The sequence below is a fragment of the Rhodococcus sp. P4_E4 genome (genome assembly GCF_056401575.1).
In genome coordinates this window covers 1-22,923 of the sequence record NZ_JBFUJB010000003.1, presented here as the reverse complement: position 1 = coordinate 22,923, position 22,923 = coordinate 1, and the positions used below count along the sequence as shown (strand labels likewise).

Below are 22,923 nucleotides of genomic sequence, written 5' to 3'. Positions count from 1 at the left end.
GACAGATTCAGGTGCTCAGCATGAGTCGATTCAACGAGACCTGGGCCACGTCCCTCGCGCAGCATTGATCAACGACATCCTTCGATCAAAAGGTGCATCAGATGAAAGCTCGCTCAGTGCCCACCGCGGCTCTGGTCACGATCGGCGTTCTCACGGTTGCCTCGTGCGGAAGCACCTCTGATCCTGGCGGCGGTACCTCCGGGGACTACGCCAAGGACGGGAGTTTCACGACGATCGTGAACACCGACCCCGGCAACCTTCATCCCCTGATCACCAACCTGACTGCCACGCAGGCAATCAACAGCTATACCAACGACTCGTTGTTGGCCATCGACCCCAAAACCCGTGCAGCGGGCTCGTATCTGGCCGAAAAATGGAGCGAGAACGGAACTTCGCTGAACTTCACCCTCAAAAAAGGGATCACGTGTGAAGACGGCACGACGTTCACTGCCCAGACAGCCGCGAACAACATCAACTGGGTCGTCGACAAGACGAACGGCTCGCCGTGGCTGGGAGCGTCGGTACCCGAAACTGCAGTAGCAACCGCCGATGGCGACGAGCTCACGATCAAGACGGCGGAACCTGCGCCCTTCCTGCTCGAGCGCATCGGTGCTCTCAAACTGGCATGCCAGGCAGCACTCGACGACCCCGCCAGTGTTCGCGGCAGCAGCAACGGAACCGGCCTGTTCAAGATCACCGAAGTAGTGGCAAACGATCACGTGACGCTCGAACGCCGCGACGGATACAACTGGGGACCGAACGGCGAAACCACATCGGACACCCTCGGAGTGCCCAAGGCCGTCACGATCAAGATCGTGACCGACGCGGCGACGACGGCGAACCTGGTCCTCACCGGAACGGTGAACGCAGCACCGGTGGCCGGTGCGGATATCGAACGTGTGGAAGCGTCCGGCCTGGAATCGATGACGTCGAACACCTTGAGCGGGCAGTTCATCTTCAACCACAATGCTGCTCTTCCCACCAAGGACGAAGCGGTGCGCAGCGCGCTCGTGCAGGCAATCGATCTCGACGACTACACGGACATCAACACCGGTGGCAAGGGTTCGCGCGCTACGGCATTGGCCGTTGTCGATCCGCGGGCATGTGACTACGACAGTGTCACCGGTGTAGTTCCGAAGTTCGACATGGCTGCGGCGAAGAAGACCCTCGCCGACGCCGGCTGGAAGCCCGGATCCGACGGCGTTCTGACCAAGGACGGTCAATCGCTGCAATTGACGGTCATCTTTGCCAACTACCGCGATACCACTTCTGCAGCAGCAGAATACGCGATGAAGCAGTGGCAGGAACTCGGCGCGAAGGTAGAGCTTCGCGGTGGTGACAACAATTTCATCATCTCCAATACGTTCGCGGCAAAGGACCTGACATCCTGGTCGATCTCGATCGGTCTGACCGTCCAGAGTGACACTCCCAGCATCTTCGTTCCGTACTTCTCCGGCCCGATCCCGCCGGCGGGCGTCAACTTCACATCGATCGACAATCCCGAGTACACCGAACTGGCTGCGAAGGCATCTGTTCTGCCCGGCCAGGAATCCTGCTCGGTGTGGAAGGAAGCGGAACAGGCGCTGTTCACCTCTTCTGACGTCGTTCCGGTATCCACATCGCCGAACTTCATGTTCTTCAACGGTGCGACGTCCCTGTACGCGCCGATTGGTGGAACCCTGGCGGGCCCAGGCATCCGAGTTCTGAAATAAGCCGGAAGACAAAGCTTTACGTCTGCATCTATTTCTCCGATTCGAAGGATCTACATGACTGACCGTCCATTTGTTCTCGACGACCTCCACCGCGTGGTCACACCCACTGAAACCGCAATCTCGCCCGACGGCACCGTGGTCGTCTTCGTTCGCTCGGAAATTGTTGCCGGAAAGGCAACTACATCTCTCTGGGCAGTGTCCCGCGATTCCCAGGCTCGCCGCCTCACTGCGGGGCCCGCCGATTCGGCACCTCGGTTCTCTCCGGACGGAACTTCGATTGCCTTCCTCCGCAAGGTCGGCGACTCCGCGCAGCTGCACCTGATCCCGCTCGCCGGCGGCGAGGCCGAAACCCTCACCACAGCAGCATCACTCCCCCTCGGTGCCGGCGCACCGGTCTGGAGCCCGGACGGAAATGCCATTGCATTCGCCGCTGTGATCTCACGTTCGGACTCCACCGATCCGAATGCGCCCATCGTCACCGACCGACTCGGATACAAGGTGGACGGCGCCGGTTGGCTCGGCACCTTCCGTCGCCACCTGCACACCGTCGATCTGGAGACGAAGGCAGTACGACGCCTCACCGACGGTGATTGGAATGCGGACGTACCGTCCTGGTCGCCCGACGGCACGGCTCTTGCCTTCACCGCGAATCTCGAACCGGACAGCGATCTGAACCTCACGTTCAGCGCTTACCGAATCCTCGTCGACGATCTGTCAGTTCCGCCGCAGCGACTCGGTCACGCCACCGGGGTGCAGGGCTCCACACTGTGGCACCCGCAAGGAGATTCGGTCGTCGCCATCGGCACCCCCGAGGTCCGTGTCGGAACTGCCGACCTGATCCGTCTGTCCGTCCCCGGCCCAACTGAGACACCGGTCGACGTCACCCTCACAGCTCATCTCGATCGCAACGTGATGCCCGGCGCGCCCGGTTACCCCGGTGGCACACCGGCACTGTCGAATACTCGCGACGAAATCGTGTTCTGCCTCCGCGATCGCGGATGGACGCATCTGTATGCAGCCGACATCGAAACCGGAACCTCTCGCTCCCTCGTCGCCAATCCCAACGAGGTCGTCTCGGCGCTCTCCGTTGCCCGTGACGCCCGCGTCGCCTCCGTCATCGTCACCACACAGCAGTCCTTCGGCGAGGTCGCACTCGTCGATCTCGACAGCGGCGCTGTCACCACGCTGACAAAATTCACCGCAGAAGCACTCCCCGAGGTGACCCTGTTTGCCGCCGAGGAGCGCGAATTCACCATCTCCGACGGCCTTACCGTGCATGGCTGGTTGCTGTCCGATCCCGAAACTGATGGCGCTGCACCCCTTCTGCTCGACATTCACGGTGGACCGCACAACGCGTGGACCGGCGTTGCCGATACTTATCACCCCGCCCACCAGGTTCTCGCAGCGCAGGGCTGGCGCATCCTGACCCTCAATCCACGTGGATCGGACGGGTACGGCGCAGACTTCATGTACGCCGTCAACGGCGCCTGGGGTACCTCGGACCAAGCCGACTTCCTCGAGCCGATCGACGCGCTTGTCGCCGAGGGACTTGTCGACGGGGACCGCCTGGCGATCACCGGGTACAGCTACGGCGGATACAGCACCTGCCACCTCACCTCGCAGACCGATCGCTTTGCCGCGGCGGTGGCCGGTGGGCTGATCTGCGATTTCAACGCTATGGCCGGAGTCTGCGATTTCGGTCCGCACCTCGCGTCGCTCGCCACGGGCACCACTGTTCCCGAGAACTCCGCGGGGCTCCTGGCAGCCTCACCGCTCGCCGCCGTGAAGAACGTGGTGACTCCGACGCTGATCCTGCACGGAAAGTCGGACGAGCGGTGCCCGCTGGGTCAAGCCGAGGCCTGGTTCGCCGCACTTCGCCAGCTGCATGTACCCACCCGACTGGTGGCGTATCCCGGTGCAAGCCACGGTTTCCTCGTCAACGGCTCGATCTCGCACCGAATCGACTACAGCACACGGCTCATCGAGTGGGTCAAGCGATACACCTCCGCGAAGCTGCCCAAGACCGGCCTGGCCAACGCATCTGCCGGCGCCGACGCGTGGAAGCGCTCACTGGACGTACTGTGTGAGCGTTACGGCGTCACCGGTGCTCAATTCGGTATTCTCACACTCGATTCCAGCGGCAAGGAAATCACCCGTACGACGGTGGCTTCCGGCGTGATCAATGCAGACACCGGGGTCGAGGTATCCACCGACTCCCTGTTCCAGATCGGATCCATCACCAAGGTATGGACCGCGATGCTGGTCATGCAGCTGGTCGACGAAGGCTTGCTCGACCTGGACGCGACCGTCCGGTCGATCCTGCCCGACTTCGCACTGCAGGACGAGGAAACAGCCGCCCGCATCACGGTTCGCGCACTTCTGAACCATCGCAACGGAATCGACGGTGACCTCTTCATCGACAAGGGTCGCGGAGACGACGTCGTCGAACGCTACGTCGAGGGCCTGCGTGACTTCCGTCAGGTTCATCCACTCGAGGACGGCTTCGCGTACTCGAATTCCGCGTACGTCCTTGCAGCTCGTATCGTCGAGGTTCTTCGCGGCGGTATCTGGGACGACATCCTCAAGGAGCGGATCATCGATCCACTCGGCCTCGCGCACACACTCACGTTGACCGGAGATACTCCGAGATACTCTGTGGCAGCGGGCCATACAGGGAACTCCGTCGTGATGCCCGTCTGGCCGATCACGCGCTCGATGGGGCCGGCCGGCTGCATCACTGCCAGCATCGGAGATCTGCTCACGTTCGCGGAACTCGGCCTTCTCGAAGGTCAGAGCGTCGACGGTGTGCGGATCGTGTCGGAAAAATCAGCCGCCGCGATGCGTACACCCGAAATCGACATCAGCGAACTGTTCCCGGACAAGTCGGGCTGGGGTCTGGGTTGGTTCCACGAAACCTGGTCGGGCGAAGAAATTTTCGGCCACGACGGCAGCACCATCGGGCAGCACGCATATCTGCGCATCTTCCCCCGCCACAATGTCGCGATCGCGCTGCTGACCAGCGGCGGCAAAGCAGACGGCCTCTATCGTGATCTCTTCACCGAAGCCGCAGCCGCATTGGTCGGACTCGAACCTCCGCAAGCCCTCGCCCCGAACCCCGCGAGTGTGGAGTCGATTCCGGATTCGGTTCTGGGTAAGTACAGCTCGGGCGGAATAGCAATCGAGTTCCGTCGTGGAGAGTCCGCTGACGAGGCTGTGATCACCGTCATCGGCGACGTCATCCCGAATCCCGAGGAAGACGAAACAGCTCCGAAGAAGCCTGCAGCGGTAGCCACTCTCGTACCGTCGCAGATCCCGGGGACCTGGACCACCCGTCAACCCGGGGCCGCCGGTTGGACGACGGTACGGCCGCACCGCGACGGCGTGTACGTCGGATTCCGCTTCCTACCACGGGTTAACGCGTGACGACGACCGATACACATACGATGACGGAAACACCGAACGCCGAAACACAGAACGCCAGCGAACTCGAGGAATCAAAGATGCAAGAACAGCTTCAGGAACTCGTCGACCAGTGGAGGGTCGAGGCGAACATCCCCGGCGTCTCGGTCGGTATCGTGCACGGCGACAAGGACATCGTCGTCACCAGCGGCATCGAGAGCGTCGAAACCCAGCTCCCGGTCACCGACAAGACGATGTTCATGATCGGCTCCACCACAAAGGTTTTTGCTGCAACAGCCGCGATGGCACTCGTCGAGGACGGCCTACTCGATCTCGACACCCCACTGGTCGAGTACGTCCCCGAACTGACCCTCGCCGACGACGAAGCCACCCGCACAGTCACGATGCGTCATCTTCTGACGCACACCGGCGGATTCACCGGCGACGCCAGCCTCTCGGCCGGCTGGGGTGAAGACGCCCTGGGTCGATCGATTTCACGGCTGAAAGAACTACGACAGGAATTTCCCGTCGGAGAGGTCTTCTCCTACAGCAACTCCGGATTCGTTCTCGCCGGATACGTCGTAGCCAAGATCAGTGGACTGACCTTCGAAGAGCTGGTCAAGCAGCGCGTTCTGGACCCACTCGAGATGAAGAACTCGGCGTTCCTGCCCTGGGACGTGATGACCCACCGGTTTGCACTCGGCCACTACATCCGCGAGGGTGAGCCGTTCGTGTCCAACGAGACCGGACTGGACCGCGGTATGACGCCCTGCGGTGGAATGTGGTCCTCGGTGCGCGATCAGCTCGTCTGGGCACGCTACGCACTGTCGGGCGAACACCCGGGTGAGGGACAGCCGCTCGACGAGTCCACCCGGTTGCTGATGCAGAAGCCGCAGCGTCCCGCCGCGATGATGTTCGAGGAAGTCGGCATCGGCTGGCTGCTGACTCGATACGGAACCACCCAGGTAGTGCGGCACGGCGGAAACGTCAGCAACCTCCAGGTCTCCGAGTTCTTGACCGTGCCTGAGAAGAACTTCGCCGTCACCGTGCTGACCAACGCACTCGGCGGCGGAATCGGCAAGAAGATCGTCGACTGGTGCATGGCCAACCTCGCAGAGTTGCCCGCGCCGGCATCTCTCGACGTGGTCGAGCCCGAACCCTCTGCCGTCGACGCCGTCCTGGGCAAGTACCAGGCCGGCAACCTGACCATGACCGTCGCCCCCGGTGACGAGGGAATCGGCGTCCGCATGGGCAGCGCGCAGGACCTCGGCGAATACGAGGACATCGTCTGGCCGCCGGCGATCCCGATCGCCTTCGTCAACGATCTCGACTTCGCTGCTCGCGCCGACACCACGCGGACGCTGGGGCGCTTCGTCACCGATGACACCGGACGCGCCGTGATGCTCGAATTCGGCGGCCGAACCGCCAAGCGAGTGGCTTGATCCTCTAGACGGGTGACGCGGTCCGATTACGAAGCCGCGTCACCCGTCTTTGTATATGCACAGCCTTTGTATATATGCACAGCCGCGAAGGTACAGACTGGACGCCATGAACGTCATCGGCGAGTCGATTCTGCACCCGTCCCGGTGGAGCGTGCGCGCCCGGACGACCGTGGCATCGACCCTCGTGATCGCCTTCTGCTTGGTGATCGCCGGGCTTGCACTGGTTTTCGTACTGGCGAACTCCCTGCACCTGTCCGCACTGAACAGCTCCGAGGCCCGTGCCACACAGTTGGTCCAGCAACTCACCGGGAAGAGCCCAGCCGATCTCGACCCTTCGCTTCTGTCCACCGACAGCCAGATCGGAATCGTGCAGATCGTCGACGCCGATCACCGAATAGTCGCCCAATCGCCTGGAACTGACAGCGACCTACTGTCCGAACGCATTCTCGGCCCTGACGAATCGGACACCTATGGAAGGGTCAAGAAGTCCGACGACGAGGACTACTGGCTGATCGGACAAGGCGCTCAGACGCCGGCCGGACCGGTCACCGTCTTCGTCGGCGCCGACCGTGAACCGGTTGAAACCGTGGTGACCACCGTTGCCGTTCTGCTCGCCATCGCCGGGCCCCTGGTTCTTGGACTGGCCGCGTTTGCCACTTACCGCCTGGTGGGTTCGGCTCTCGCTCCCGTGGAACGCATCCGCGCTCGGGTTGCCTCGATTTCGAGTGGCCGTCAAGGTGAACGAGTGCCCGTCCCGTCCGGGAACGACGAGATAGCCCGACTGGCAACAACAATGAACGACATGCTGGCGCGCCTCGACGAAGGCGCACTTGCTCAACAACGATTCGTCAGCGACGCCTCCCACGAATTACGTAGTCCACTGTCCACGATCACGACGGCTCTCGAACTGGCACACCGACGCCCGGATCTCCTCGACGACGCACTGATCGAAGACGCGCTACTTCCCGAGGCGCGACGGATGCGGCAGTTGATCGAGGATCTGTTGATTCTCGCGCGCTCGGACGAAAGCGAACTCGAATCCATCGGTACCGTCGTCGACGTCGACCTCGACGACATTCTGTTCGCCGAGCAGAAGCGGATCGACGGTATCTCCGAGATCGCGGTCACCGCCACCGTTGCTCCGGTTCGCGTGTCCGGAGACCCGAGGGCGTTGGCGCGCATGGTGCGAAACCTGGTCGACAACGCAGTACGGCACGCCGAGACCCTCGTGCATCTCGAGTGTTCCGAAGCCGGCCACGAAGCCCATATCGTGATCGAGGACGACGGGCCCGGAATCCCTGCAGCAGAACGCGAACGAATCTTCGGACGCTTCGTCCGCCTAGACCAGCCGCGGTCGAGGCAGGGAGGTGGCTCCGGACTCGGACTCGCCATCGCGTCGGAAATCGTTGCGGCGCATCACGGAACCATTTCCGTCAGCGAGAGGGTAGGCGGTGGAAGTCGATTCGAGGTGACAATTCCGCTACCGACCGATTGAAGATCAGGCAGTGCCGACAAAGCGGTACCCGATGCCTCGAATGGTTTCGATGCTGTGGGTTCCGAACGGGAGGTCGACCTTCTTACGTAGGTAACCGATGTAGACCTCGACGATGTTCTCGTCACCTTCGTAGTTGGTGTCCCAGACCGAGCGAACGATCTCGGTCTTCGTGACCACAACTCCGTTGTTGCGCATCAGGAACTCGAGAACGCTGTACTCACGTGGCGTCAGCGTCAATTCGATTCCCGCTCTGATCACCTGATGTTTGGCGGGGTCGAGGGACAGGTCTCCCACGGTGAGTATCGATGGACGCTGGGGAGCGCCCCGCCGCACCAGTGCGCGAAGCCGCGCGAGGAATACTACAAACGAGAAGGGCTTGACCAGGTAGTCGTCGGCACCGAGATCGAAAGCATCAGCGAGGTCGTATTCGCCGTCCTTCGCCGAGAGCATGAGGATCGGCGTCCACACCTCCCGGGCGCGTAGGTCCCGCACGATGTCGTATCCGTGTTTGCCCGGCAACATGATGTCGAGAACGATCACGTCGAATTCGTCGCTGCAGGCAGTCGCGAATCCGTCGTCCCCGTTGAGTTCCACGGCGGTCACGAATCCCTCGGCTACCAATCCCCGCCGGATCGTCTCGGCCAGGCGTACTTCGTCTTCGACAACCAGTACTCGCACCACCGGCCCCGTTTCGTCGACACGCAGTTGTTCGGATGCACCCAGTAGAGCAGACGGTGGGCCCATGACCGAGTTACGTTCAGCGTTTCTTCAGCTTCTGATCGTCACACTGCATTCATGCCAGCAACTGTGTCGACCGTGCGAAACGTGGTCACCGAAGTCTTGACCGAGAGCACCACCGCAGAAATTGCGGTTGCCGCAATCGTGGTGGCAGCCGCGCTGTTCGCATTCGGTTCGATCTACCGGGCCTCCAGCGTTCGGTCAACAGCGCTCCGCGCGTCCGGGCTCGCCCTCGCCCTGGTGACGCTCTCGATCCAGGTATATCGAAACGGGTGGTTGACGAGCTTCGACGGGCTGGTGACCGACTGGATGGTCGATCATCGGAGCGGCGCCCTCAACCAGATCGCGGTCGCCGTCACAGATCTCGGTAGCCCGGTCGCCACCGCGCTGCTCGGGATCACCTGCGGAGTGCTCATATCGTGGCGAGCGCGTTCGGTTGTTCCGGGCTTGATCGTGATCGGAACCGTTGGCGGTGCGGCAGTCGCCAGTACGGTAATCAAAGCGCTCGTCGGTCGCGAACGTCCGCCGACCAACATCCAGGTTCTTCTCGAGACCGGCCACTCGTTCCCGTCCGGTCACGTCACCGGCACAGCAGCGCTGTTCGGCATTGCGGTTCTCGTTGTGAGCGTCGACCGAACACCGTCCGTCAAACGCCTTCTGATGCTGCTCGCCGTGACGGTCACCGTTGTCGTCGCGCTCACTCGCCTCTACTTGGGAGCTCACTGGCTCACCGACGTCGTTGCCGGAGCTGTTCTCGCAACGCTTGCCGTCACTGTGGGTGGCGCTGTCTTCCGGTTCGTCGGCACGCACAACCAGTCCGAATCAACTACTGCTGCAGTGCGCTCTGCAGAACCTTCAGCACTTCACGAGCCGCAGTCGGCCCGGTATTGAGGTAGAAGACGTCGTCGTCGACAGCAACGGCATGGTTGGCAATCACTCCACGTAACTGCGCCCACAACGGCGCGTTGGTCAACGTCGCCGGGTCCCCGCCTTGCACTCCGTAGAAGATCCAATCAGCGTCCGCCACGTTCAGCTCTTCCTCACTGATGTCTCGGGAGGTGTCGTCGAATTGCTGCGACTCCGGACGCGTCAGGCCGGCATCCTGGGCGATACTTCCGGTGAACGAAGGAATACCGAAGATGCGCAAGCGATTTCCGTTCTGGCGGGTGAACGACACTGTCGTCGGCGACGAAAGGGACGAACCCAAGGCCGCGGCGTCGGCGTTGAACGTATCCAGCAGTGCCGTCGCCTGCTGCGTCTTACCTACCCCGTCGGCAACCAGCAGGAAGTCCTGCTTCCAGTTGACGCCGGTCCCCTGCGTTGCCACGGTGGGCGCAATTGCCGAAAGCTGGTCGTACAGCGAATCAGCATCCTTCCCTGCAACATTCATCAAGATCAGGTCAGGATCGAGCTTGACGATCGCTTCGAAGTTCGGTGTGAAGCGCCCACCTGCGTCGACGACATCACCTAGCTGGGCGCGGAATTCGGGGTATGCGGCCAACAGGTACGGCGGCACCAGGTCCGCACCGTCACCACGAGTCGAAGCCGCAGGAACGACACCGAGAGATAAAAGCGCATCTGCTTGCCCGGTAGAAATGACGACAACCTTTTCGGGCTGCGATTCGATCGTGGTGTCCCCTTTGAAGTGTGAAACGGTACGAGGGAATTCGCCGTCCGACTTTCCGCTCCCCATTCCAGCCGGGACTTCTCGCGGAGCGACAAACGCAGAGTCCGCCGGAGTCGACGCACTGATGTCAGTGTCTGTGGGCGAGGCGTCGCTCGAGCAGCCACTGAGAGCTGCCACCAATGTCAGTGCGCCGATCAGCATTACACTGCGTGACTTCTGTCCAAAATTCATGATCGTGTCCCGTACGTCGTGAAGCATGACAGCTTCATCTACCGTCATGGTTAGGTGACCCTACCCTTTGAGGAACTGTAAACTATATCTGTGTCAGATACAGTTTTGGGGCGTGGATCACACGAGGTCGATCGCTACTCTGATCGCGTGCCCACTGCGGAAGAAGCATCGAGATCGCTCATCGCTGCGGCGTTCGAATTGCGTCGAGCGCTGCGTGAATACATGGATACGTCGGGTACCGACGCGACTTTGCCAGAGGCACAATCCGAGGTACTTCACGATGTCGCGCACCATCCCGGCACTCGCATCGGGGCCGTGGCCGATCGCCTCTCCAGACGCCCGAACACCGTCAGCACGCTGGTGCGCATCCTCTCCGACAAGGACCTGATCGAGCGGCGACCCGATCCCACAGACGGCCGGGTGAGCACGCTTTTCGTGAAGGACGAGCGAAGCGCGCGCCGGGACCGTCGGTCCGAACTACGCATCGGTGTCCTGGCCCAAGAACTGACAGCCCTCGACGAAGGTGACCTCGACACATTGACCGCTGCCATCGGCATCCTCGACCGAGTCAATCGATCACTGCGAGTTCACGCACCGCGATGATGCCACTCAGGTGACTTTCCCACTCTTCTCGTAGACGTCGGCAAAACGCCTCATCTGCTCCGTGATGCCCGTCAGGCTGTACCCCGTACGCAGTTCTACCGAGGCAACCTGGCCCGAAACCACAGCCGGAAGCCTGGTGAACGTCGGCGAATTGAGCTCCGGCGCGTCAGACCACGTCGGCGGAATCAGGAGGAGATCGGCCGGAAAGACGCCCGGCTCTTCCCAACTCGCTGATGCCCAGAAACCGTCCTCGCTGTCCAGCTTCGCGAATTCGACGCCCATCGTTTCGAGAATACTTCCGAGCGGAGTCCATCCCGGCACCGCGTAGTCAAGGCTCGACTCCAACGGAATCGCGTATGCAACAGAGATATTCGTTCGCGATGTGGCCAATTCACGCACCCGGTCACCGAGCGCACTCAACTCTTCCCGTTTTGCCGCGTAGACCGGCGAGGTGTCGGTGCCGCCGATACCCTGAACCAACGAACTGAAGCTGTCCAACGCCGCTTGCGCCCCGTCGGTGATCTCGACACCTGCAATGGGAGCAACCTCTTCGACGCGAGCGATATCGTCGCCCCAGATGCTGCCGAAGTTTCCGCCGTTGTACGAACTCCAGATGTCGATGACCAGATCCGGGTCCACTGCCAGGAGTTTCTCGGCACTGATATCTGTGTCGGTCTCGCTGACATGGGCAATTCCACTGAAGTCGAATGCATTCAACGTGAATTCGTCGAGCCTGGAAAAGCCGATGATACCGACTGGAACGACCCCGTATTCGAGTAGCACCGGCGCGGTGTCCGCCGTCGCCACAATGCGCTCGGGGATCTTGTCGAGCGAAATCTGCTGACCACGCGCATCGACATACGTCCACGCATCACCGTCGGACTTCGCGTCGGTCGTCGAGGTGCCACATGCTGCCAGCGCCGTCGAAAGTGCCACTGCCACAGCCATGAAGATGGCCCTGCTACCGCGTTTCGAACGCGGCGCAACAAAATCGATCACTTCTGCCCCATGCTGTCGAGCGAGTTTCGGGAAACTCCCGAACCCGGAAAGTAAAGTAAGCCTCGCCTACATGGCTAACGGTAGAGCGGATCAGGGGATGACGCAATCGCGGAGTTTTGTCAAAGAATGTCGAAATCGGATCAACGATCCGCGTTCTTTCGAAATGCCATCGGCGTGACACCGGTGGACTGTTTGAAAGCGGCGACGAAACTACTGGGCGTCGAGTATCCGATCTGCTCTGCCACGTCGGCGACCGCAACACCTTGGCCGAGTAGGGACATCGCCACGTTCATCCGAAGCAGTACTCGCCACTGACCGAAACTCACGCCGGTGTCCACCTTGAATCGACGAGCCAAAGTGCTGGTGCTGACGCCGATCTCGTTCGCCCAGTCTCCGAAACTGCGTGGGTCCTCCGGATGGGACAACAGGTCGCGTGCAATCCGCCCGACCGGGCCCGAATCGGGGATCTTCATCGCTCCGCGCTCGTCGCCGGGAACAACGAGGTCGAAGAACACTCGCTCGGCGCGGCGCCTCGCGTCGTCCGACATCTCGCGAGCACTCAGATGCAGAAACAACTCGTAGAGTAGCGGCGTGCCGTGTACCGCAACCGGGCGATCACCGAGCGAAGGCCCCTGCCCTACAGCGCAATACACCGTCAGGAACTGCGCACCCGCGGCAACGCGCACCGAGTGTCGATGCAGTGCCGGTATCCACAGCCCTCGTCCCGGCAACAATGTCCACATCTGGGCGCCCGAGCGAACAACCACAATGCCGGAACGCGGGAACAGAATCTCGTTCGATCGGTGCGCGTGGGTTTCCCATGTCACCGGTTGATCAGCACTCGACGCACCACCCCACAGAACCAAATCTTCGGGCTCGTCGTCTAATTCGTGTTCGGATACCACCAGCTCGTCGCTCGACGGCACGCCCCACCGGAGCCAATCACCGTCAACCTCGGATTTTGTCCGCCTCACGTCTACATCCCTGGATCGACCGTCGTCTGTCCAGGTGACTGTAACCGCTACCCACGCAGAGCAGGTGCGGCAGGAAGTTGATCCCACCGCACCTGACCCCGAGTCGCCGCTCTAGTTCATGTCGTTCGCAATGATGTTCTCGATATTCCGTTCGGCCAGAGCGGTGATGGTGACAAACGGATTGACTCCGACATTGCCCGGAACGAGGGATCCGTCCATGACATACAGTCCCGGGTACTCCGGCAGACGACCGTAGCCGTCGGTCGCCTTGCCAAGCACACAACCGCCGAGGGGGTGGTACGTCAACTGGTCGCCCCACGTCTGCACCGGACCGAAGAGGTCGGTCCGGTAGATCGTGCCTTCCTTCTTGTTGATCTTGTCGAAGAGTTTCTTCGCCATGTCGATCGACGGCTGGTTCTGCGAGCGCTGCCAATTCAAACCGACTTTGCCTGTTGCCGAGTTGAATTGGAACTGAGCACGTTGCGGATTCTTGGCAATCGCCAAGTACAGGCTGACCCACAGTTCGGTACCGGCTGGGAAGGGCGCGATTTCCGCGAACACAGGAGCGGATGTGTCAGCCCAGTTGTCGATACCCATCACGGGGATCGCCGACTGCTTCGCGCCGGTGGCGTCCCACATGTGATTGGCGCGACCCACCATCACGTTGCCGTTGTGCCCCCATTCCTGCCCAACCGCACCCGGCAAATTCGCCAGCTGCCCTTGTGCTTTCATCGCGACCAGGAGCTTACTGGTACCGATACTGCCGGCCGCGAAGAAGACCTTGTCCGCGGTCACCGTCTTGGTGCCGACGGTGTTGCCCTGCTCGTTGATCTGGTTCATCACCACTTGATATCCACCACCGGTCGCGGCCGGCGCAACCGAGGTCACGACGTGCAGCGCCGAGATCGTGAGCTTGCCGGTGGCGGATGCCGCAGCGAGGTACGTCTTGTCCAGAGACTTCTTTCCCGCGTTGTTGCCGTAGATGACCTCACTCACCAGGGCAGATTTGGTGACCTGACCAGCAGCTTCCTGCTTCATGTAGTTGAAGTCGTAAACATTCGGCACGAATGTTGTTGTGTAACCGGATCTCTCAGCGGTCTTTCGCCCGGTTCGTGCAAACTTGTAGTACTCGGTCGACTCGAACCAGGCCGGGTCGATGTTGTTGACTCCGAGCGCAGCGTTGGCCCGCGGGAAGTACGTCGAGTACATCTCGTTGGAATCGACCCCGGGCAGGATCTCTTCGAAGTAGTTGCGCTTGGGTGTGACGGCCATGCCGCCGTTGACCAGCGACCCGCCGCCGACCCCTCGGCCTTGGTAGACCTTGATCCCGCCGAAGTCCTCGGCGTCGAGAACGCCGACGTAGCGGCTGATGTTCTTGTCCACCGAGCCGCCGGAGAAGTGTGAAACCGGTTGAACTGTACGGTCTCTGAGCCAGAAGGAACGTCCGTCCGGTGAGAGCATCGGGCAGAAGACCTTGCCGTCGGACCCCGGTGTGGTCCACGACTTCCCCATCTCGACCATGTGTGTGTCGATGCCGGCCTGCGTCAGCCGAAGAGCCGCAACGGCTCCGCCGTATCCGCTGCCGATCACGAGCGCAGGGACACGGTCTCCGTCGCTCAATGCTCGCCTGGGCGCAGCGGCGGCCGTAGTCCACGAGGACGAGAGCGCAGCGGCGCCCACAGCTAATCCTGTTGCTGCCAAGAAGTTTCTACGCGAGAGCGTGGAATTGGTACGTGCGTGCCGTTCGTTGGATCCAGCGCGAATGCTCAAGTGTGCCCTTCTCTTTCCGTGACCCCCGCGCTGAGATATACCGGGAGAAACCGAACGAGAAGTCCATACTCGTGGGTAACTTCGAGGAACCGTTGATTTTCCATGAAAAGGGCCGATGAACAGAAAGTTCACCGGCCCTCCGAAAGAACGAGTCAGGGAAGAGAGATGCGCCCTTCGACGGCGCCGAGTCCGATGTCCGTGCGGAAATGACCGCCGGGAAGCTTGACGTCGGCGATCTTTGCGTAGGCGTCGTCACGCGCTTCGGTCAGATCCTTGCCCACTCCGACAACACTCAGCACACGCCCGCCGGCCGAGACGACGGCTCCGTCTTCACGCTTTTTGGTGCCGGCATGCAGGACTCCGTCGGCGTCGGCTCCGGTGATCACGTCGCCGGTGCGGGGGGTCGCCGGGTAGTTCTCGGCAGCAATCACGACCGTGACAGCGGAACCGTCGCGCCACTGCAACGGACCGACCGAATCGAGTGTTCCAGTCGATGCCGCATTGAGTAGACCGCCCAGCGGCGTTTCGAGGAGAGCAAGCACGGCCTGAGTTTCGGGGTCACCGAATCGGCAGTTGAATTCGACGACGGCCGGGCCGTCGACACCGATCGCGAGACCCGCATAGAGAAGGCCGGAGAAACTGCTACCGCGTGCGACCAACTCGGCAGCGACGGGCTTGACGACGTCGTCGACGATCTGCGTGACCATCTCGTCGGGCAGCCACGGCAAGGGGGTGTACGCGCCCATGCCGCCGGTGTTGGGTCCGGAGTCTCCGTCGCCGACGCGCTTGTGGTCCTGAGCCGGGAGCAGTGGGATCACGGTTTCACCGTCGACGAGACAGAAGAGCGAAACTTCCGGACCGTCGAGGAAGGATTCGAGAAGAACCGGGTGCCCGGTCTCGAGCAGTTCAGCGGCATGATCGCGCGCGGCGAGACGATCCGTCGTGACGACTACGCCCTTGCCCGCGGCCAGCCCGTCATCCTTGACCACCCAGTTGGGACCGAAGCGGTCGAGTGCTTCGTCGAGCTTGGCCGGATTGTCGACGATCTCGCTGTGAGCGGTCTTGACGCCGGCGACAGCCATCACGTCCTTGGCGAAAGCCTTCGATCCCTCGATGCGGGCGGCGTCGGCCGAAGGCCCGAAGCAGGCAATACCTGCTGCGCGCACCGCGTCTGCGACGCCGAGGACCAGCGGAACCTCGGGTCCGATGACGACGAGGTCGGCTTCGACCTTCTGGGCCAGCGCGGTAACCGCGTCACCAGAAGCTACGTCGACGGGGTGCTGCTCGGCGATTTTTGCGATCCCGGCATTGCCAGGCGCGCAGATCAGGGCCGTGACACCTGGATCGCGAGCAAGAGAGAGAAGGAGGGCATGTTCACGGGCTCCGGAGCCGATTACTAGTACGCGCACGGGGAACAGACTACGGCCTGCGATAACAGCGCTCTCGGAGTGCCACCGACGGGGCCAAGGTCCCAGCGTTCGACCTTTGTGCGAAATATCCGTTTCGAGATGAGATCATATGAATACCTGAATAGGTGAACAGATGTTTTCGGACACCTGTCCACCAAGGAAAGGACACCCGTGAAACTCCACAAACCAGGCGTTCTGACGCTCACCGCAACCGCCGCAATCGGCGCACTTCTGATCACGTCGTGCAGTAGCCCGACTGGCACCGACTCCTCGGGCAACAACGACGGCCTGGTCTTGGCCGACGGCTACGAACTGGGCGGCTACAACCCGGTCGCAGGGTTCGGCGCTGCCGGTGAGGCCAAGATGTACGACGGTCTCGTCCGGCTCACCGGAGGCACCGGTATGCCGGGATTCGAGCCGTCTCTGGCCGCGGAGATGCCCACTGCCAACGCCGACGCGACAGTCTGGACGGTCAAACTCCGCGACGGGGTCACCTTCTCCGACGGATCGACCTTCGACGCCGCCGACGTGGTTGCCACGTACAAGGCGATCCTCGATCCAGCGTCCGCCTCCGAAGCGCGGTCGTCGTACGACATGATCAGCGACGTCGTGGCCGTCGACGACAGCACAGTCGAGTTCCGCCTCGCCTACTCGTATGCCCCACTGCTGACGAAGATGCTGATCGGCATGGTTCCGTCGGAGTCCCTCGCGACACCCGGGCTTGCCGCCGAATCGCCGTTGAACACCGCACCGGTTGGTACGGGTCCGTACACACTCGTCGACCTCTCACCGGATCGAGCGGTCTTCGAGGCGAACAAGAACTACTGGGACGGTGCGCCGGAGATCAAGAAGCTCACTCTCCTCTATGTTCCTGACGACAACACCCGCGCCCAACGTATGGCGTCCGGCGAGATCGACGGAACCAATCTCCCTCCACTGCTTGCCAATACGTTCTCAGGCAAGGACAACATGTCCGTGACGGCCCATCAGTCAGCAGACTGGCGCGGACTCTCACTCCCGACGAACAATCCCGTGGCAGGCGACAAAGCCGTGCGGATGGCGCTCAACCTCGCCGCCAATCGCCAGTCGATGATCGACAACGTCCTTGGCGGACACGGCCGCGTCGCCGCCACTCCGATCCCCGAGGTCTACGGCGATTCGTACAACCCGAACGCAACCTTCGCCTACGACCCGACCCAGGCCGAGCGAATACTCACCGAAGCGGGCTGGATCGAAGGTGCCGACGGAATCCGTTCGAAAGACGGTCAGCGGGCACAGTTCACGATCATGTACAACTCTGTCGACACCGTTCGACGCGATCTCGCTCAGGCATTTGCCTCCGACGCTCTCGCTGTCGGCATCGAGGTGGACCTCGAAGCACTCTCCTGGGACCGTATAGACCCTCGCATCAACCAGGATTCGACGCTTCTCGGTGGCGGCGACGAACCTTTCGACCCCGACACACAGGCGTACGACGCGCTGAACTCGAAGTACATCGCGCCCGGGGTCGGCAGCATCTACGACAACGCCAGTGACTACTCCAATCCAGCAGTCGACGCCGGCTTGGAAGTAGGACGCCGCAGCCTGGATCAGGCAACGCGTGATGCCGCGTATCGCGACGTACAGCAGGCGTACATCGAAGATCCCGGATTTGTCATCCTCGTGTTCCTCGACCATACGTACGTGTCGAAGGATTCCGACTGGCAGATGTCCGGACCGGTACTCGAACCACACTCACACGGTGTGACCTGGGGTCCATGGTGGTCACTGCAGACGTGGGCCCGAGGGCAATGACAGCGGTCGACGTTCGGCCAGACGCGGGGCCGACACGGGGCCACCGTGACAACTCCCGCCGAAAGGCCATCCTCACGATGGTCGGTCGGCGGGTGTTGTTCATCGTGCCGGTCATCGCCGTGGTGTCCGCGGGACTCTTTGCAGCCGCCGCGATCTCACCGTTCGATCCACTGGTCGGCTACCTCGGCACGCGATACATGACGACAAGCGACGCGGACAAAGCGTTGATCGCCGATCAGATGGGTTTCGACAACCCCTGGTACAGCACGTACTGGAATTGGGTCCAGGGTGTGTTCACCGGCGATCTCGGGATCTCCAGATCGTTCAATCAGCCTGTTTCCCAAGTCATCTCCGAACGCCTGCCATGGACCCTGCTGCTGGTCGGTATCTCACTCCTCATCGCGATTCTCGCCTCGCTGACACTCGGTGTTCTCGCCGGAATCCGCAGTGGAGGATTCCTGGACAAGACCGTGTCCGGGCTGAGCGTCGTGGTCCAAGGACTTCCGCCGTTTGTCTTGTCGCTGGGTGCCATCGCGCTCTTCGCGTTGACTCTCGGCTGGCTCCCGGTCGCCGGACTGACCGACGGGGGCGCCGATCCCACACCGGGACAGGTGATCCGGCACTTGGTCCTACCGGTGACGGTGCTCGCCATTTCGCAAATGCCGTGGCTCCTACTTGCGGTCCGAGAGTCCGTCGTGGGTTCGAAAAGTGAGGGATTTGTCGCCGGCGCGGTAGCACGCGGTATCCCGACGCCGACCATCACGAAGCGCCACATACTGCCCACATCACTGGCACCTTTCGTCAACATCGTCGGCGTGCGGTTGCCCGAGCTGATAGTCGGGGCAGTGCTGGTGGAAGAGGTGTTCAGTTGGCCGGGGATCGCCGGCGCCATCGTCTCGTCAGCCCGTGACCTCGACATGGCACTGCTCGCGTTCCTCACCGTCGGTACGACATTGACGGTCATGCTCGGCTCACTGCTTGCCGACGTCCTCGTTGCAGTCCTCGACCCGAGAGTGAGTACCGATGGCTGAACGACGCTTCAAGATCGCCCTCGGCGTGCTGATCCTCGTTGCGCTGTACGCGGCGTTGGTCCCATGGTTGGCCGACGTCGACGACCGAGTCACAGACTTCTCGGCGGCTCGCCTGGCTCCGTCGTTCGATCACCCGTTCGGAACTGACTCGGCGGGCCGAGATCTATTCGTGCGCATAGCTGCAGGCATCAGAACCTCACTTCTGATCGCACTCGCCTGCGCGCTGCTCGCCACGGTGATCGGCGTCGCCGTCGGCACTACGGCCGGACTGGTCGGCGGCTGGGTGGACAGGTTCGTCATGCGCGGCACCGATGCCGTCAACGCACTCCCCCACCTGTTGCTCGGCATCGTCATCGTCGCGATGTTCCGTGGAAGCATTGCCGCCATCGTGCTTTCGATCGCACTGACCCACTGGACCCAAGTGGCCCGGATCATCCGCTCAGAGATCTTGAGTCTGCGCGAGCGTCCCTACATCGACGCCGCCATTCTCGCGGGAGCAAGTCGACGTCACGTGATCATGCGCCACCTCGTGCCGGCGACGGCGCCACAGGCTTTGATCGCAGTCGTTCTCCTGCTGCCCCACGCCGTCTGGCACGAATCGACGTTGTCCTTCCTTGGTTTCGGTCTGCCCCCGCACAAACCCAGTCTCGGGACGCTTCTCGAAGAGGCACGCAGTTCTCTGCTCCTCGGCGGTTGGTGGACTCTTGCATTCCCCGCCGCAGTCCTCGTGATCGCCACCGTCGCTGTTGCAGTTGCCGGTTCGGCCCTGCGGTCGATGCTCACGCCCCCTCGACCTTCGGAGCTACGACTGTGAAACGCGGCCTACGCATCAAATCCCTCACCGTCAGGATCCCTTTGCCCGGAGGATCCGTAGTCCACGCTGCGAGCGACATCGACCTCGACGTTCCAGCCGGCACGGTGACCGCACTTGTCGGGGAATCCGGGTGTGGCAAGTCGATCATCGCCACCTCGGTCATGAACATGTTGCCGCCGAATGCTTCTCGAACCGGAACGGTCACCGTCGATACAGCGGACCTCGAGATCGACGTCTTCTCCGGCACCGCGTTCCGTGGGCGGCACGTGGCTCTCGTTCCACAATCCGCCGCAACACATCTCACCCCCGTCCGGACTGCGCGATCGCAGCTACAGGAGACGATCGACGCACTCGGCAGCGATCACACTTGCGACGCCTTGGCACTTCGCGTCGGACTCGAACCGTCGGCCCTGGACTGTTACCCGCACGAGCTGTCGGGCGGCATGGCGCAACGCGTTGCCATTGCCGGTGCGCTGGCCGGTAATCCATCGGTGATCGTCGCAGACGAACCCACCGCCAACCTCGATCGCGAACTCACCGACCGCGTCATGGGATTACTTCGAGAGTGCGCTGACTCCGGGGCGGCTGTCCTGCTCATCACCCATGACCTTGCATCACTCACCCGCAGCGATGTCGCGGATCGACTTGCCGTCATGTACGCATCACGCATCATGGAAACCGGTCCGGCGGCTCTGGTGTTCCAAGATCCGCTTCACGACTACACCCGAGACCTGCTCGACGCCTTGCCATCCCGAGGCTTGACTCCCATGCCCGGATCACCACCGCAACTCACCGATCTCCCCGATGACTGCGTCTACCACTTACGACGCCCGGAGTCGAAACAATCCGGTGGCCCGACCGAACTGGTCACACTCGGTGACCGCACGTACCGAACACTGCGGAAGGTGGGCTGACATGAGTTTGCAAGCTCTGGGAATTACCAGCGGTTACCACCGGAACCGACCGGTGCTCGAGAACGTCTCGCTCGAAATTCCGCCGGGAAGGCTGATCGGCCTGACCGGGCCTTCTGGCACCGGAAAATCAACACTTGCAAGGATTCTCGCCTCGTTGGATGCACCGTGGTCAGGCGAGGTGCGAATCGACGGATCACCCGTCGTGGGTACCAAATTCTCGGTATCCGCGGCACTGCGCGGGACGGTGTCCATGCTGTTTCAGTCACCTCGCGCATCAACCGACCCTCGGCAGACGCTCGCCTCGGTCATCGGTCAACCCGGCGATATTGCCGGTAGGACAATCGATGTGGTCGCACTGGCAGCAGAAGTGGGCCTCACTCCCGATCTCTTGTCCCGTAGACCCCACCAGGTGAGCGACGGCCAACTGCAGCGCGCCTGTCTAGCGAGATCGCTGGCGCAACAACCGAAATACCTCATCTGCGACGAGGCGACGGCGATGCTCGACGCCGCCACGACGGCCGCGCTCATTCGGTTGATCGAGAGTCGCGCCTCCGAAACCGGCGTCGGCGTATTACTGATCAGCCATGATCGCGAATTACTCGACGCCTGCTGCGACGTGGTCCACGACCTAGACGGCATTCGCGCTTAGAGCGTGTTGCCAATCCTGATCCGGTAGTTCACGGGCGAGTGTTTATGCGTTTTGCGTGATGCGATTTCGGATGAGGCGGTGGAGGTGATCGGTCCGTTGCTCCCGAAGGTGAAGGCGACCGGTCAACCGCCCGTAGATCGGCGCACGGTGTTCGAACCGACTGCGTGGCGGTTCCGGACGGGAGCGCGCTCCACCGACTCTCCTGCAACACTCGCAACTCTGCCTGGGATCTTCCTTGCCGCCTGCACCAACGAGGCGCTTACTGATCAAACGGCGCCGTGAACGACACTGGTTTGCCGGTGGCGCGCGCGTACGCGATCTCTCGGCGCGTGGACTCGCCAATGTATCCGCGTGGGTTGACGACCAGCACCCGATCAGCCAGGTCGATCTTGCGCAGGTGAAGCGCGTCGAGCAGCGTTTTCTGCTCGATAGAGATCGCCTCGTCTGCTTCACCCGGCGCGACGACGATCACGCCTGCGAACGTCAGGTCGCGGTTCGCCTCCCGCATCTCTTCAGCGAATCGCACAGAGCCGCAAATACAGACAATCTCAGGTCGATCAGGCACGCTTCATTCTCTCATCGACCCGAGAACGCACGGCCATACCAGTCTCATCTGCCACCTCGAGCAACACACCCCAGCCCAACAAAATTGACCCTTGACTCGAACGCGTGTTCGAGTATTGTTTTGGGTGGGGATCGGGGGATTCAATGAGTGTCTATCTGTCGGACGTGGTTTCGGGTTCTGCGGTGGGGTTGCGCGGACGCCTGTGGCAGCTGTCTGCTTCTGAGTTGCGTGCTGCCGCTATCGAGGCGAGTGCGGAGATTCTTCGTCTCGAGGCTGTTCGTGTGGCGGTGGTGGACGAGTTGTCGTTGCGTCCCGATGATCAGGTGATTGCGAGCCGCGGGGTGGGTTGCTGGTTGGCGGCAAACACGATGCTGCAGGTTCGGGACGGGAAGAAGATCGCCGCCCTCGGTGCAGCGCTACGCCCGTTTCCCGCGGTGGCAGCTCGGTTCGATGACGGGGACTGCTCGTTCGAGCACGCGGTGTTGATCGTGGCGTTCTGCGAATCCCCGCCGAAGGGCATGCCGGAGGAAGCGCTACCGAAGTGCATCGATTTGTTGTTGGCTGCCGCTTCCGGAGTGGAGGCCACGACCACGAAGGTGCGTAACGTGATCGCGACCTTGGAGCGAATCTTCGAATCGGATGAGATTCCGCCCGCCGAAGATGTGGATCGGAATGAGTTGCGGATCGCGTCGACGTTGAATGGTCGGGTGGTGGTGCGCGGGGATTTCGATGCTCTCACCGGGGAAATGTTGCTGTC

19 protein-coding genes are annotated in these 22,923 nt (G+C 61.9%); 12 read left to right on the top strand and 7 right to left on the bottom strand.

Annotated features, from left to right (window positions below):
• The first annotated feature begins 101 nt into the window (after positions 1-101).
• The 4 genes from AC1DVN_RS04505 to AC1DVN_RS04490 all read left to right on the top strand — a co-directional run bounded on the left by AC1DVN_RS04505 (position 102) and on the right by AC1DVN_RS04490 (position 8,048).
• Entirely contained in the window at positions 102-1,712 is a 1,611-nt protein-coding gene (locus tag AC1DVN_RS04505) for an ABC transporter substrate-binding protein (RefSeq protein ID WP_477993535.1), read from the top strand.
• A gap of 54 nt (positions 1,713-1,766) precedes the next feature.
• Complete coding sequence (locus AC1DVN_RS04500) at positions 1,767-5,135, top strand: serine hydrolase (protein WP_477993533.1); 3,369 nt, start codon at positions 1,767-1,769, stop codon at positions 5,133-5,135.
• Positions 5,136-5,155: 20 nt separating this feature from the next.
• A complete protein-coding gene (locus tag AC1DVN_RS04495) occupies positions 5,156-6,553 on the top strand; it encodes a serine hydrolase domain-containing protein (protein ID WP_019747054.1) in 1,398 nt (465 codons plus the stop codon).
• Positions 6,554-6,659: 106 nt separating this feature from the next.
• Positions 6,660-8,048, top strand: a complete 1,389-nt coding sequence (locus AC1DVN_RS04490) for a sensor histidine kinase (RefSeq protein WP_030534674.1) — start codon at positions 6,660-6,662, stop codon at positions 8,046-8,048.
• 3 nt (positions 8,049-8,051) lie between these two features.
• Here the strand turns inward: AC1DVN_RS04490 and AC1DVN_RS04485 are convergent, their stop codons facing one another.
• The gene (locus tag AC1DVN_RS04485) at positions 8,052-8,726 is read right to left on the bottom strand and encodes a response regulator transcription factor (protein WP_030534675.1); all 675 of its coding nucleotides are present in this window, start codon (positions 8,724-8,726) and stop codon (positions 8,052-8,054) included.
• Between the two features lie 117 nt (positions 8,727-8,843).
• Between AC1DVN_RS04485 and AC1DVN_RS04480 the strand changes: the two genes are divergently transcribed.
• On the top strand, positions 8,844-9,677 hold the full coding sequence (locus AC1DVN_RS04480; protein ID WP_477993530.1) for a phosphatase PAP2 family protein: 834 nt from the start codon (positions 8,844-8,846) through the stop codon (positions 9,675-9,677).
• Here the strand turns inward: AC1DVN_RS04480 and AC1DVN_RS04475 are convergent.
• Positions 9,613-10,692: an ABC transporter substrate-binding protein gene (locus AC1DVN_RS04475; RefSeq protein ID WP_230091086.1), complete on the bottom strand. Its 1,080-nt coding sequence runs from the start codon at positions 10,690-10,692 to the stop codon at positions 9,613-9,615. The two genes, AC1DVN_RS04480 and AC1DVN_RS04475, sit on opposite strands and share 65 nt — an antisense overlap.
• 99 nt (positions 10,693-10,791) lie before the next feature.
• On the opposite strand from AC1DVN_RS04475, the gene AC1DVN_RS04470 reads away from it, so the two are divergent.
• Positions 10,792-11,247: a MarR family winged helix-turn-helix transcriptional regulator gene (locus tag AC1DVN_RS04470; protein ID WP_113682173.1), complete on the top strand. Its 456-nt coding sequence runs from the start codon at positions 10,792-10,794 to the stop codon at positions 11,245-11,247.
• A 6-nt stretch (positions 11,248-11,253) separates the two neighbouring features.
• On the opposite strand, the gene AC1DVN_RS04465 is transcribed toward AC1DVN_RS04470, so the two are convergent.
• The 4 genes from AC1DVN_RS04465 to purD all read right to left on the bottom strand — a co-directional run bounded on the left by AC1DVN_RS04465 (position 11,254) and on the right by purD (position 16,399).
• On the bottom strand, positions 11,254-12,195 hold the full coding sequence (locus tag AC1DVN_RS04465) for a substrate-binding domain-containing protein (protein WP_264613938.1): 942 nt from the start codon (positions 12,193-12,195) through the stop codon (positions 11,254-11,256).
• A 191-nt stretch (positions 12,196-12,386) separates the two neighbouring features.
• The gene (locus tag AC1DVN_RS04460; RefSeq protein WP_031332880.1) at positions 12,387-13,220 is read right to left on the bottom strand and encodes a helix-turn-helix domain-containing protein; all 834 of its coding nucleotides are present in this window, start codon (positions 13,218-13,220) and stop codon (positions 12,387-12,389) included.
• Positions 13,221-13,331: 111 nt separating this feature from the next.
• Positions 13,332-14,990, bottom strand: a complete 1,659-nt coding sequence (locus AC1DVN_RS04455; protein ID WP_019747046.1) for a GMC oxidoreductase — start codon at positions 14,988-14,990, stop codon at positions 13,332-13,334.
• A 152-nt stretch (positions 14,991-15,142) separates the two neighbouring features.
• The gene (gene purD / locus AC1DVN_RS04450; protein ID WP_021333105.1) at positions 15,143-16,399 is read right to left on the bottom strand and encodes a phosphoribosylamine--glycine ligase; all 1,257 of its coding nucleotides are present in this window, start codon (positions 16,397-16,399) and stop codon (positions 15,143-15,145) included.
• A 171-nt stretch (positions 16,400-16,570) separates the two neighbouring features.
• Here purD and AC1DVN_RS04445 point away from each other — a divergent pair, with 171 nt between their 5' ends.
• Genes AC1DVN_RS04445 through AC1DVN_RS04425 form a run of 5 tightly spaced genes read left to right on the top strand, consistent with a single transcriptional unit; the run spans position 16,571 to position 21,601 of the window.
• Positions 16,571-18,193 carry an ABC transporter substrate-binding protein gene (locus AC1DVN_RS04445; RefSeq protein ID WP_477993526.1) on the top strand — a complete coding sequence of 541 codons (1,623 nt, stop codon included), beginning with the start codon at positions 16,571-16,573 and terminating at the stop codon, positions 18,191-18,193.
• Positions 18,190-19,224, top strand: a complete 1,035-nt coding sequence (locus AC1DVN_RS04440) for an ABC transporter permease (protein WP_195791582.1) — start codon at positions 18,190-18,192, stop codon at positions 19,222-19,224. The genes AC1DVN_RS04445 and AC1DVN_RS04440 overlap by 4 nt, the downstream gene beginning before the upstream one ends.
• Positions 19,217-20,038, top strand: a complete 822-nt coding sequence (locus tag AC1DVN_RS04435) for an ABC transporter permease (RefSeq protein ID WP_020906350.1) — start codon at positions 19,217-19,219, stop codon at positions 20,036-20,038. Before AC1DVN_RS04440 ends, AC1DVN_RS04435 begins: the two co-directional genes overlap by 8 nt.
• Positions 20,035-20,952 carry an oligopeptide/dipeptide ABC transporter ATP-binding protein gene (locus tag AC1DVN_RS04430; protein WP_283309480.1) on the top strand — a complete coding sequence of 306 codons (918 nt, stop codon included), beginning with the start codon at positions 20,035-20,037 and terminating at the stop codon, positions 20,950-20,952. The genes AC1DVN_RS04435 and AC1DVN_RS04430 overlap by 4 nt, the downstream gene beginning before the upstream one ends.
• 1 nt (position 20,953) lies before the next feature.
• Positions 20,954-21,601 (top strand): ABC transporter ATP-binding protein, encoded by a 648-nt coding sequence (locus AC1DVN_RS04425; RefSeq protein WP_477993523.1) that lies wholly within the window; start codon positions 20,954-20,956, stop codon positions 21,599-21,601.
• 259 nt (positions 21,602-21,860) lie between these two features.
• Here the strand turns inward: AC1DVN_RS04425 and AC1DVN_RS04420 are convergent, their stop codons facing one another.
• Positions 21,861-22,109, bottom strand: coding sequence for a hypothetical protein (locus AC1DVN_RS04420; protein ID WP_223257917.1), 249 nt, complete (start codon positions 22,107-22,109; stop codon positions 21,861-21,863).
• A 200-nt stretch (positions 22,110-22,309) separates the two neighbouring features.
• Between AC1DVN_RS04420 and AC1DVN_RS04415 the strand changes: the two genes are divergently transcribed.
• On the top strand, positions 22,310-22,923 hold a 614-nt coding region (locus tag AC1DVN_RS04415), incomplete at its 3' end, for a DUF222 domain-containing protein (RefSeq protein WP_477993521.1).